Annotated in this window: 11 protein-coding genes; 4 read left to right on the forward strand and 7 right to left on the reverse strand. The window is 66.7% G+C overall.

Annotated elements, in window-relative coordinates; all coding sequences use genetic code 11:
- Positions 1-516: 516 nt before the first annotated feature.
- Positions 517-1116: an N-acetylmuramoyl-L-alanine amidase gene (locus AU185_RS19350; RefSeq protein WP_231740410.1), complete on the reverse strand. Its 600-nt coding sequence runs from the start codon at positions 1114-1116 to the stop codon at positions 517-519.
- Positions 1117-1461: 345 nt separating this feature from the next.
- Here AU185_RS19350 and AU185_RS19355 point away from each other — a divergent pair, with 345 nt between their 5' ends.
- The 3 genes from AU185_RS19355 to AU185_RS19365 all read left to right on the forward strand — a co-directional run bounded on the left by AU185_RS19355 (position 1462) and on the right by AU185_RS19365 (position 5031).
- A complete protein-coding gene (locus AU185_RS19355) occupies positions 1462-3036 on the forward strand; it encodes a serine/threonine-protein kinase (RefSeq protein ID WP_059101233.1) in 1575 nt (524 codons plus the stop codon).
- An 85-nt stretch (positions 3037-3121) separates the two neighbouring features.
- Positions 3122-3589: a cyclic nucleotide-binding domain-containing protein gene (locus tag AU185_RS19360; protein ID WP_059101234.1), complete on the forward strand. Its 468-nt coding sequence runs from the start codon at positions 3122-3124 to the stop codon at positions 3587-3589.
- A gap of 56 nt (positions 3590-3645) precedes the next feature.
- Complete coding sequence (locus AU185_RS19365; RefSeq protein WP_059101235.1) at positions 3646-5031, forward strand: WS/DGAT/MGAT family O-acyltransferase; 1386 nt, start codon at positions 3646-3648, stop codon at positions 5029-5031.
- Here AU185_RS19365 and AU185_RS19370 read toward each other — a convergent pair whose 3' ends face one another.
- From AU185_RS19370 to AU185_RS19380, 3 genes are read right to left on the reverse strand one after another with little or no spacing between them, the layout of a single operon-like run.
- A complete protein-coding gene (locus AU185_RS19370; protein ID WP_231740411.1) occupies positions 5032-6552 on the reverse strand; it encodes an MFS transporter in 1521 nt (506 codons plus the stop codon).
- A gap of 10 nt (positions 6553-6562) precedes the next feature.
- Positions 6563-8854, reverse strand: coding sequence for an alpha/beta hydrolase-fold protein (locus AU185_RS19375; RefSeq protein WP_059101236.1), 2292 nt, complete (start codon positions 8852-8854; stop codon positions 6563-6565).
- Between the two features lie 33 nt (positions 8855-8887).
- A complete protein-coding gene (locus AU185_RS19380; protein ID WP_082683983.1) occupies positions 8888-9310 on the reverse strand; it encodes a lipoprotein LpqH in 423 nt (140 codons plus the stop codon).
- Between the two features lie 206 nt (positions 9311-9516).
- Between AU185_RS19380 and AU185_RS19385 the strand changes: the two genes are divergently transcribed.
- The gene (locus tag AU185_RS19385; protein ID WP_059101498.1) at positions 9517-9690 is read left to right on the forward strand and encodes a CsbD family protein; all 174 of its coding nucleotides are present in this window, start codon (positions 9517-9519) and stop codon (positions 9688-9690) included.
- A gap of 21 nt (positions 9691-9711) precedes the next feature.
- On the opposite strand, the gene arr is transcribed toward AU185_RS19385, so the two are convergent.
- The 3 genes from arr to AU185_RS19400 form a co-directional block, all read right to left on the reverse strand.
- Positions 9712-10140: an NAD(+)--rifampin ADP-ribosyltransferase gene (gene arr / locus AU185_RS19390; protein ID WP_059101237.1), complete on the reverse strand. Its 429-nt coding sequence runs from the start codon at positions 10138-10140 to the stop codon at positions 9712-9714.
- 104 nt (positions 10141-10244) lie between these two features.
- The gene (locus AU185_RS19395) at positions 10245-10991 is read right to left on the reverse strand and encodes a M15 family metallopeptidase (RefSeq protein WP_059101238.1); all 747 of its coding nucleotides are present in this window, start codon (positions 10989-10991) and stop codon (positions 10245-10247) included.
- A gap of 3 nt (positions 10992-10994) precedes the next feature.
- On the reverse strand, positions 10995-11690 hold the full coding sequence (locus tag AU185_RS19400) for an N-acetylmuramoyl-L-alanine amidase (protein ID WP_082683984.1): 696 nt from the start codon (positions 11688-11690) through the stop codon (positions 10995-10997).
- Between the last annotated feature and the right edge of the window lie 80 nt (positions 11691-11770).

Below are 11770 nucleotides of genomic sequence, written 5' to 3' on the forward strand. Positions count from 1 at the left end.
GCTGCAGCGGTCAGTTGCGAGATTCCCGCGCTTCGCCGCGAAACTCGCGGCAACGTGGCTAGAGCATCAACACCCGATCAGATGTTCGTCCGAGTGACGCTGGCGATTGTCACGATGCTTCTAGCGGGGGTGTACGCCCACCAAAGTGGACGGCCGTGCGACGTCGATGCGCTTAAACCCTGACCCGAGCCGGTGGTCACCCCCGTGGCGGGGGCCGAGAGGCCCAGACCGAATGCCCCACACTCGGTAAAGCCATCGACAACCCGGCCATGGTGCGGCGGATCCGCGGTGAACGGCACACTTCGCTGGCCGGGCTCGAGAAATCGCGGAATGAGTTTGCGACTAGCGGTCCTTCAGTTGGGGAGTCGAAACCGTTTGCCCCTAATCCGGATTCGTTGAGTTTCGTTTCGGCCGCAATCGAAGGATCCCGCCCCGACAATCGAAGTCTTCAAAGGCTCGGAGCCGAAGGCACTGTGAGAGCAGCACCCCCTCTCAGAGGTGATCAGTGGCGGATGTCTACATCCCAGCCTCAATGTTGGCTACAAGCTGCTGCGCCTCGGGCCCACATAGCGTCACGAGTTCCACCGGGCCGATGGCCAACAATGCATCGACGCGGTTCCGAAGGTCGCCCGAGGCGACGTATTCGTAGAGGTTGGCCCCGGGACATGCGGTGTCGGCGCTCGCGTCTCGATGGCCTTGCAGTGTCTCGGTGGGGATTCCATATTTCGTCGCAGCCCAGGCGAAGGCCAGCGCCGCTCCGTTCAGCTGTGCTTCGGTGACCTGCTCCACGTCGAAATTTCCTTCACAGACGACGAGGAAGTGGCCGGTCGGGTCGTAGCTCGTGGCAGTGTCGCCCACGATCTCCGGACTCCGTAGTTCGTAGAGGTTGCCGTTCCGGTCAACGCTGATGTGGTACGCGATGTCTATCCAACCCTGAGTGTCCTGGTGGTAATGCTGATGTTGGCGGAGCCGAGCTGGAGCGTTGCTGTTGTCGCCGAGTGTTGCGGCCGTGTGATGAATCGTCATGCGGTTGAGAGGGTTCGGATCGCCTCCTGGACGTGGCGGATTGGCGCCCCAGGCGTCCCTGCACAGCAAAGGTCGGGAGGCGGACGTCACAGGCGGCACGGTCGGCGGTGCGGGGGCGGGCGGTGGCGCGGCCGTCGCGGATGGAACAGGGCTGGCGAGCGCAGGGGAAGTGGTCGATGTCGGTGTTCGGCGGTACCCGGGAGGCGCCTCGCATGCGGCGATACCGGCAGCAGCCAGCCCGATCGTTCCTGCGAGCCTCAGCAGCCGACGACGGTTGAACCTCGCTTCCGGGGTGTGTCGGCCGGACGCAGCGCTATCCACGACGGCCACGATACGGAAATTGGCAATGCGGGCGGTCGAGTTTTGTCTATCCAGTTACTGAAGCGAGCGCCCATTCGCGGCCGCATTGTCCTACTTGCTTTGTAAGCTTTGCGCATGCCCATTGCTGATGGGGCGGAATTTGCTGGCTACACCATCATCCGCCTGCTTGGCGCCGGGGGAATGGGCGAGGTATATCTCGCGCGGCATCCCCGGTTGCCCCGCCTGGAGGCTCTCAAGATCCTTCCCGAGGATGTGAGTGCCGACACCGAATTCCGTCAACGCTTCGCACGAGAAGCCGACATTGCCGCCTCGCTATGGCATCCGCACATAGTCGCCGTCCACGACCGAGGTGAGTACGACGGCCAACTGTGGATCGCGATGGACTATGTCGAGGGCACCGACGCCGCGAGGCAGGTGGGGTACCGCTATCCGCACGGAATGCCACCGAAGGACGTAGTGGACATCGTGTCCGCGATCGCCGATGCGCTCGATTACGCGCACGAACGGTACCTGCTGCACCGCGACGTCAAGCCCGCGAACATACTGCTGACAGACCCTCGCCAGGAGGGTCGGCGGATTATGCTCGCTGATTTCGGAATCGCCAAGGCGGCGAACGAAACACACGGGATCACGTCGACGAACATGACCGTCGGCTCTGTGGCCTACGCGGCGCCGGAACAGTTGACTGGCAAAAAGCTCGACGGCAGAGCGGACCAGTACGCGCTGGCCTGTTCGGCATTCCATCTTCTGACAGGCCAGCAGCCCTTCGCGCACTCGAACCCGGCTGCGGTGATCGGCAGTCATCTGTCGGCACCACCACCACGACTGTCGAGCGTGCGCTCCGACCTCCCGTCGATGGATCATGTGCTGGCCAAAGGGATGGCCAAGGAGCCGTATCAGCGGTTCGATACCTGCCGAGAGTTCGCGACTGCCCTCAGTCATGGAGACGCGGGCTGGGCGAGTTCCACGGCTGACACACAGTTCGCGTTCAACGCCGCACCACCACCACCGCCTCCGCCAGGGCAGACTGATTCCGCACCCGCGACGACGCAGCAGTCGAAGGCGGCGGAGATGTTGTCGTCCAACCGCGCCGCGTTGGTCGCGATCGGCATCGCCGCCTTACTTGCTGTAGGGATCGTCGCCTACGTAGGAGCCAGCATGGCCCGCGATCCGTCTCCACCACCGCCGACTGCAGCGCCCCTTCCATCGACGTCGACGTGGGATGAAAGAGAACCAACTGACACGCGACCGCCCCGGACGGAGACAGTGACCAAGACAGCCACTGCGGCACCACCACCTCCCCCATCGCCCGTCCCGCGCCCGCAGCCACCTCCCCGGCCCACGCCGACGCGGCCGGCCGGCGACCTCGGGTTGCGGACATTGATCAGCGTCCCTTTGTGCAACGGCCAGGGCATCGTGGTGTTGGGGAACGTCACAACGCCGGGAATGTATGCGGGAGGGGTCCAACGGCTGTTGGACCAGCATCCCGGCGCTTCTTACCTGCGCACTGACCAGTCGTGCCCCTCGCTGCGCCAAGCCGATGATGAAGGCGATCCCATCTATGCGGTGTTCCGGTACGCGGGTAGGACCCAAAGTGAGGTCTGCTCCGCCGTTCATGCTGCTGGCGGTGGTGCATACGGGAAATGGTTGGACTACACCACCCCGCCGAGCTACATGGTCCCCTGCTGAAGTACGGCCGCGTCCGTTCTCGTCTCTAGACAACGTCCCTTCGCTACGCTCTCAAGATCAGCGGATTCGCAGATCGGGGACCACTATGGACAACCGCAGATACGCCCGCGCCAGTGAAGAGGCCCGTGCGCAGGAGATTCAACTCGACGCCCGACGACTACGGGAATTCGACACGTTCGCGAAATTTTCCGACAGCGACCTCAGGCGTCTCGTCGAAGCCGCACATCGCACGTCGACGTCGGGACCCTGGCCGCTGATCCGCGAGCAGACCCCGTCGGACGCCTGCTACATCCTGCTCAGCGGGGAGGTCGGGGTCTACGTCGGCCACGACCGGATCGCCGTGGTCGGTCCGGGCGAGGTGATCGGCGAATCGGTGCTGCGGCGCGGCGCGCTGCGTAACGCGACCGTGACGACAACCGGGCGCGCCGAGGTGCTGCACATCGAGCGGGACGACCTGAACCGCCTGATCGCCGAGATACCCGCGCTGCGCGAGGCGATGGACGCGACGGTCGCCCGCCATGCTCCGAAAGCCGACAGCGCCGAACCAGGCTGACCTGTACCGACCCGCTCTAGGTTTTACGCGCGTGTCAACTCGGGTACGTGGGGGGAATGGAACGGCTCAGCGCGTTCGATGCCAGCCTGCTGTACAGCGAGTCGCCGAGCGTGCCGCTGAATGTGTGTTCGATTGCCTGCCTTGACACATCGACGATCCCCGGCGGCTACCGCTTCGAACGAGTCCGCGAGCACCTGGCGTCGCGGCTGCGGGCGTTGCCGGAGTTCCGGGCAAAGCTCGCCAACAGCCAGCTGAATCTGGATCATCCGGTGTGGGTGGAAGACGACGACGTGGACCTGTCCTACCACCTGCATCGCATCGCACTGCCCGCACCGGGCGGACACACCGAACTGACCGAGGTGTGCGGGCGCATCGCATCGACTCCGCTAGACCGCAGCAAGCCGCTGTGGGAGATGTGGGTGATCGAGGGCATCGCCGAAACCGATCCACATGAGACCGGCGACGTCGCGCTGATGACCAAGGTGCACCACGCTGCGGTGGATGGCGTCTCGGCAGCGAATCTGATCAGCAAGCTGTGCGACGTCGAACCAGACGCCCCGCCACCGGATTCCGTGCCCGGTCCCGGTGGTGCGACGCGGTTGGAGATCGCCGCCGGCGGTTTGATGCGGTCGCTCACGCGGCCATTGCAACTGGCGAGAGCGGTGCCCGCGACGATGTCGACGATCGCCGCCACGATCGCCCGCGCCCGCAGCGGCACGGCCATGGCCGCGCCGTTCAAAGCCCCGGCGACGGTGTTCAACGCCGAGATCACCTCCGACCGCACCATCGCGCTGACGCAGCTGGAGATGGCCGACGTCAAACGTGTGAAGAACGCGTTCGGCGTCAAGGTCAACGACGTGGTGATGGCGTTGTGCGCCGGAGCGCTGCGCGGATACCTGCTCGACCGCAAAGAGCTGCCCGACAAGCCGCTCGTGGCGGTCGTTCCGGCGTCGGTGCACGACAAGTCCGACCGGCCGGGCCGCAACCAGCTTTCGGGCATGTTCTGCAACCTGCAGTCGCACATCGTCGACCCCGCCGAGCGGTTGCGTGCCATCGCCGAATCGAGTTGGCGGGCAAAGGAACACAGCTCGGCCATCGCACCGACGCTACTGGCCGACGTGACCCAGGCGCTGCCTCCACCGTTGTTCGGGATGGCAATGGAGGTGATGTCGCACACCCCGCTCAAGCGCACGCCGATCCACAACGTGGTCATCTCGAACGTGGCGGGACCGGACACCAAGCTGTATGCGATGGGCGCCGAGATGAAATCGCTGTATCCGCTCGGACCCATCTTTCACGGCTCAGGACTGAACATCACGGTGATGTCGTTGAGCGGCAAGCTGAACGTCGGCATCATCTCGTGCCGAAAACTGGTCAACGACTTACCGACCCTGGCCGATCGCTTCGAAATCGAATTGGCCGAACTGCTCGACAGTTGCTGATCATCTGGCGGGCTTGATCAAGAAGAGCGCCAGGATGATCGCCGCGATCGGCCCGACGGCCATGATCAAGCTCAGCGTGTGAATCGCGTCGACCGCGTTGTGCGGCGCCTGATCCACAACCAGCCGCGCCTGCTCGGGGTCGACCAGGTGGGCGCCGTGGCCACCGTGCACGGTCAGCATCGCCTCGCGGGTCTCGGCGCGCGTGATCCCCGCCTGGTGCAGATTGTGGACGCTGTCGGTGAGGAACAGGTTGATCCCGACGAGCGCGAAAAGCGCTGGGCCGAGCGAATACCCGCCCTCGTTGACCGCGCTCTTGACCGCGGAGACCGCACCGCCGAGATCGGGTGGCGCGCTGCCCATCATGATCATGGCCTGCGGGGTGGTGACCAGTGCACCACCGACCACGATGAGCGCAGCCGCGGCGAACACCGTCGTCCGCGACGTGTCCAGGTCGAAGAACCGCATCGTCAGCAGGCCGCCCAGCATGACCGTCAGCCCGCTGACCATCACGGCGCGGGGGCCGAACCGGTTCGCGGCCGGGCCGGCGGAGGTGGCGGCCACGGCGGCCATCGCGGTGGCGGGTATCAGCAGCAGGCCGAACAGCTCGTGCGATTCCTTGCGGATCGTGACGAGGTAGAACGACATCAGCACCATCGAACCGCCGAGCACGACGTTGAACATCACCCCGGCGGTCACGGCGGCGTTGAACCGGCCGGACCGAAAGACCCGCATGTCCAACGCGGGCTCGCGCGTGCGCAACTCCTGCGCGACGAACGCGCAACCGGCCAGCAGCCCGACCGCGACAGCGGACAGTCCGACGGCGTTGATACCCGTCTCGATCCGCGACATGCCGAAGATCAGGCCCATCAGCGCGACGGCGAACAACGCCATCCCGAGCACGTCGAGCCGGTGGGTGCCGCGCACCGTCTCGGGCACGTAGCGCCATGTGATGACCAACCCCAGCACCGCAATGATCGGCACCACGAAAAAGCATGCGCGCCAACCGATGGCATGGCCGAGCATGCCGCTGATCGCGGGCATCGGGGTGGCGACGGCGTATCCCACGCCGAAGTAGGCGGCGATCGCCGCCGCCCGCCGACCGGGCGGGAACACTGCGTTGGTGATCGCCAGCGAGAGCCCGATCAGGAACGCGAGCATCACGCCGGCGCCCGCGCGGGCGACGATCAGTACGGCCGGCGCGGGCGCAGCGGCGGCGAGCACGCTGAACACAGTGGCACCGGACAACCCGAGCAGGTACATCCGCCGCATGCCGTAGAGATCGCCGAGCGCGCCGGCGCTGAGGACCGCGGCCGCCATGGTCAGGGTCGCGAGGCTGGCGACGAACGTCGCGGTGGTTCCGGTGATTCCCAGCCCGGTCGACACCAGTTGCAGGTTGGCCGACAGCGTCGTCGGGTCGCCTATCGAGATCGCATACCCCAATCCCATCGCGATCACCGTCATGACAGCGGCCAGTCCGGAGACCTGACGCTGCTCAGCGTCGACGCGAGGACCGTCCGGCACGCGCCGGATGCTACCGCCGCAACAGCGCCGCCATCACCTCTTTGGAGGGCACCGCCGCGGTGGTCAGCGCGATGGTGTGCCGCCCGGCGGGCACCTGCACGAGCGGACCGGTCGGCTCGCCGTCCAACAACACCGCCACCTCCGGCGGCAGCGCGGCGAGTTCGACCCGCGCGGGAGTGTCGGTGGAGACGTCGATGGTCGACGTGTCCAGCGACGCAAGGCCGGCCCTGGCGACGTCCACGGTGAGCCCCGCGACGCCGGTGAGCTTCAGCGTCAGGAACGGCAGCGGCTCGACGGCAGCGCCTGTGCGCCACAGCAATTCGGTGTACAGGCCGGGGGACAGGTCGAGGTCGGGTTCGACGCCGCGGCGGCGCCGGATCGTGCGCGTCGGGTCCGGGCGTGCATACGACCGCGCATCGACGGACGCGACCGCACCGCGCCTGTCCGCCAGGTCCGGGTCGGCCGCCAGGTTCGACAACCACCAAACCCGGTGCGGCCCAAGGCCGAGGTCGTGCCGCACCAGCTCCGGATACCACGAGTACGTGATGTGCCCGGGGTCGCTCTGGCGCAGGCCGGTGCCCATGTGCGAGATCGGATCGTCGAACTCGTCCTCGAGCACCCAGGTGACGTGGTCCTCGAACGGGTAGGCGGTGAACCGGTAGCGGTAGCCCAGCCGGTCGAGTTCGAGCACCTGCGACAGCACCGACGTGATCGGCACGAGTTGGTCGAGCACGCCGTGGGCGATGAGGAACGGCAGCCACCGCGCGTTGGTCAGCAGTTCCCAGGTGTCGCCCTCGCGGGCGCAGTGCGAGTTCAGGTCGAGGTCGCCGGGGACGTCGACGTTGGGCAGCAGGCGCACTCCGCAGACGGGCGGCCCGGCCAGCACGACGGCCTGGGCGAACACCTCCGGATACGTCAGGCCCAGCTTGTACGCGCCGTAGCCGCCCATCGAGTAGCCGGAGACCACCGTGCGGTTCGGGTCGGTGCCGAGCTGTTCGGCCACCCGCGCCCACACCTCCCACACGTCGAGCTCGGCTTCGTCGAAGTACCAGCCCGACGGTCCGCGCGCCAGCGGCGTCACCACCACGGAGTCGCGGTCCTCGCACACTTGGTGCAGCAGCCGCGGGTCGATCGCGGCGAACTGGTTCTGGCCCAACGCAAGTGAGTGCAGCAATAGCGTCAACGGCAGCGTGCGGCCGGGTGCATACGTCGACGGCAGGCACACCGAGTAGGGCTGCACGCGGCCGAGGAACTGCGGGTCGGTGTCGAGGATGTTCGTCCCGGCGACGCCCTGGCCCAACTCGATCGACGACACGTACCAGCGGGTGGACGTGCCGCGCACGATCGGCTCGTCGGTGGTGCGGCGCTCGGCGAGCTGGTCCCACGCGACCGGTAGCGAGAACCCAGTCACGTCGCCGTCGGTGAGCGCGGCGGCTTGGGCCTGATCGGACCAGAAGTTCAGGTGCGCCTTCTCCTGCTGGTGCGTACGGAACGCGACGTTGTAGACGTTCGCTTGGCCGGGCCGCGCGCCGCGGGTCACGGGAACGTCGGCGAACCCGTCGCCGATGTCGTTCGCCAACCCGGCGGCGAGGCGGACGGTCCAGGTGCCTGTCGGTTCGACGAGCGCACGCGGCACCTGGGCGATGAAGGACCGCGACTGCATGTCGACCTGGTGGGCCAGGGGTGTCGATGACTGGGTGGTGAGGTCGATGAGTCTGGCTTGTCGACCGCAGATGAGCAGCGCCATGTCGATGCCGGCCGAGGTGACGCCGGCGTTGGCGGGCCACTCGTTGGTAGGTGCCGCGGCGCGGTCGGTGTCGAAAGTGAAGAGCGCGACGGGGATTGACGGGTCGAGCAGGGTGTTCCAGTCGACGCGCCACCAGGTGTGGGTGTCGGTGAGCCCGATCGCGACGCGGAAGATGTCGGCGCCGTTGCGGGCGGCGGGCCCGTCGGGATAGACGTAGGTGCCGCGCGACGGAACCAGCCCGCCGGTCGGGATGGCGACGGGCAGGCCGGTCGCGCCGTGGTCGTCGTAGAGGAAGTCGGTCCAGAACAGGGCGCCGTCGGCGTAGCGGCCGGTGCCGCAGGTGCGCGAGAAGTCCTCGCCGAACGGCCATCCTTGTGGCGCCGGGAGTTTCGGCTCGGGGCGCAGCGCGGCCGGTGGGACCCCTTCGGGCATCCCGTTGATGACTTTGAGGTCTTCTGGTGTCGCCGGCGCACCTGGGGTGACGGTTTTCAGCACGGAGTCCGCTGCGCGCAGCCCCAGGCGGACGGGCAGCAGCGCCAGGTCGATGAGGGACATGGCCTCAACGTAGTGCCGCTTGCGGGTACGGAGTCAGCAGGGCGCTTTGATCTCGAAGGGCATCGGGCGGCTCTGGCTCGGATTGGCGCGACCGGAGCCGACGACGGTGCCGGTGATGGTGTAGACGTTGCCGTCGATGGAGGCTTCGGCCTTACCGGTGTCACCGCCGGCGACGCCGTGGACGTCGTTGATGTTCTGGATGTTGACGGTTCGCACGACCGGCTCGGAGCCGCCGAGGTGCAGGAAGACCTCGGCGTGCCCGGGTTTGGCGGCGGCGTCGATCATGAGGTCCCAGGCGTGCTGGGTGCACTCGACGGACTCGGTGTTCTGTGAGGTGCCGTCGATGGAGATCCGGCCGGACTGGGCGGGAACTTCGGTCGGCGCCGGCCCGGTCAGGCCGCATCCGGATACGACGGCCGTCGCCGTCAGTGCAAGACCACTCAACCGGAACTTCACCCCGTCACCTCCGCCGTGATTTCGCGGGTTCCCCGGGAGGGAGCATCACACACCGCAGGAACCCGCAGCTGCGTTAGCGGCGTATTGCCAGGAAAGTATTCGAGCTGAACGCCGCTACGACGGTTTCCGCACCGGCCCGTAGAGGTATCCCGCGACAAGGTATGCCGGGTCAGTCGGACCGGGCGTCGGGTCTGGAGGAGCAGGCGATGGGCGCAGCAGACAAAGCGAGGAACAAGGCGCAGAACCTCGGCGGCAAGGCGAAGGAAGCACTCGGGAACGCCACCGGCGACCCGCAGGCCCGCGACGAGGGCCGCGGCGATCAGGCGAAGTCGAACCTCAAGGACGCCGGCGAGAAGATCAAGGACGCGTTCAAGAAGTAATCACCCCGCGCCGTAGCGGGGTCAGTCGTAGATGACGGCCAGGCCGCGGCGCTGAAGGTCGGCCAGGGTGTCCCGCATGGCTTGAATCTGTTCGGGTGAGTGTCCTGCCCAGTCCGTGATCTCGCCGACGATCCGCACGGGCTCGCGGGTCCGGTAGGAGCGCGTCGGATTGCCGGGCAGCTTCTTGTCCGTGACGTTCGGGTCGTCCTCCACTGGGCCTTGTGGTTCCACGATGTAGATGCGGCCCCGACCGTCGCCTGCCGCGAACTCCGCTCCCCACACGGCGGCGTCCAACGTCTGGGTCACGTAGACGTGGTTCGAGATACGTCCCTCCTCGAAGTTCGACGGACGCCCGGGTACCAGCAGATCGCCCACCGACAGGTCGGCCTTGGTGCCGTGCAGGAAAGCGCCAGACTCGTGAACTTCGAATGGTTTTGGCGTGCTGGGCACTGTGCTCCTCCATCTATTGCGGTCGCGGCCGGACGATTGTGCAGCACACCCGGGGCCTTGCCGCAAGCCCCACCCTCTGTCGTACAGTGAGAGTGGGAACAAGCTCATTGATCGGCGCGCTCGAAGTGTTGATAGTCCTTCGGGGTCTGCCAGTCACCGCCCCAGCGCCAGCCGCGGCTGGTGAAGATCCGCACCGCCGGATCGCCGTCGTGTAGCAGTCCGGGGTCGACACGGTGGCGGTCGAGGTAGGGCCTGGCATTGGCCGGTTGGAAGTCGCCCGAGCTGTCGACGTAAGGATTGAGAAGCGGATTGATGTCGATGGCCCGGCCGTAGGCGTGTAGTGACCAGTTGCCGGTTCCCGGGATGTCGCGGCAGTTGAACGCCGAGGTGTTGTTGTCGCGCATGGACAGTTCGTCGTCGGCGCGCGGATATTTGTCGGGCGTGCGCATCTTCTCGATGGGATAGCGGATTTGGCGCAGCTGCTCGAAGATTTCGATGACCTCCGGGACCAGGTCTTCGTGGACGATCAGGTCTCCGCGGTGAGTCTGGCCGTCCATTCCGAGGTGGTCGATCTCGACTCGCCGCAACTGCGCTGGCTCGAGAGGGCAACCGGGACGCCAACTTTCACCGAGTTCGGCGGCGGTGACGGTCATTACCCGGGCGGGCGCTGGTGACGGTGTGGTCGGTGACGGCGGCGGGGCGGCGGCGGCCGGTGACGGAGTGGTCGTGCTCGGCGGCGAGGTGGGTGCGGGCGGTGTCGGCTCGGCGGCGCACTGCACGAGGAGTGCGCTGGCTGCTGTGATGGCGGCCAATCTCCGGACTGCGTGACCTCGTGAAAAGTGGTGTCGCATGCGCTATCGCAGACCGGCTTCGATGTCGGCGACGGCCGCGGACGCCGCTGGCCCGCAGATGGTGTGGAGGTCGACGGGGCCGGCGGAACGGAGCTGTTCGATGCGATTCTCGAGGTCCCCCGAGGTGACATGCGCGTAGAGGTTGGCGCCCGGGCATGAGGTGTCAGGGCTGGCGTCGCGGTGACCGGCCAATGTATCGGTTGGAATGCCGAATCGTTCTGCGGCCCAGGCGAATGCAAGCGCAGCACCGTTGAGCTGTTCTTCGGTGATCGGATCTTCGTCGAAGTTGCCTTCGCAGACGACGAGGAAGTGGCCGGTCGGGTCGTAGTTCGTCGCGGTGTCGCCGACGAGCTCGGGCTTCCGCAGCTCGTAAATGTTGCCGTTGCGGTCGACGCTGAGGTGATAGGCGATGTCGATCCAGCCGTGGGTGTCCTGGTGGTAGTGCTGATGCTGGCGGAGACGAGCCGGCGCGTTGGCGTTGTCCCCGAGCGTCACCGCGGTGTGGTGGATCGTCATCCGGACGGGTGTGTGGAGCCTGCCGCCCGGGCGGGGCGGATTGGCGCCCCACGCGTCACGACACAACACAGTGTGGGACGGGGTCGCGGACGCGGTGGGTTCCGCCGAGCAGGCGGTGGCGGCCGCCGCCAGGCCGGCCAGCTGCAGGAGACGGCGCCGGCTGAGCGCGAGGCGGCTGTCCATGTGGTGAGGATACGGACCAGCGGGGCTGGGCGTCGGCCGTCGAGGGATTCATCGGTAGCGGCTTTTCGCATATTCTTCGT

It is taken from the genome of Mycobacterium sp. GA-0227b (genome assembly GCF_001499855.1).
Taxonomy (GTDB): Bacteria; Actinomycetota; Actinomycetes; order Mycobacteriales; family Mycobacteriaceae; genus Mycobacterium.

Coding starts and splice junctions, on each gene's coding strand:
- AU185_RS19395 (WP_059101238.1), bottom strand. CDS start 10,991: ATGCGACACCACTTTTCACGAGGTCACGCAGTCCGGAGATTGGCCGCC.
- AU185_RS19400 (WP_082683984.1), bottom strand. CDS start 11,690: ATGGACAGCCGCCTCGCGCTCAGCCGGCGCCGTCTCCTGCAGCTGGCC.
- AU185_RS19360 (WP_059101234.1), top strand. CDS start 3,122: ATGGACAACCGCAGATACGCCCGCGCCAGTGAAGAGGCCCGTGCGCAG.
- AU185_RS19355 (WP_059101233.1), top strand. CDS start 1,462: ATGCCCATTGCTGATGGGGCGGAATTTGCTGGCTACACCATCATCCGC.
- AU185_RS19385 (WP_059101498.1), top strand. CDS start 9,517: ATGGGCGCAGCAGACAAAGCGAGGAACAAGGCGCAGAACCTCGGCGGC.
- AU185_RS19365 (WP_059101235.1), top strand. CDS start 3,646: ATGGAACGGCTCAGCGCGTTCGATGCCAGCCTGCTGTACAGCGAGTCG.
- AU185_RS19375 (WP_059101236.1), bottom strand. CDS start 8,854: ATGTCCCTCATCGACCTGGCGCTGCTGCCCGTCCGCCTGGGGCTGCGC.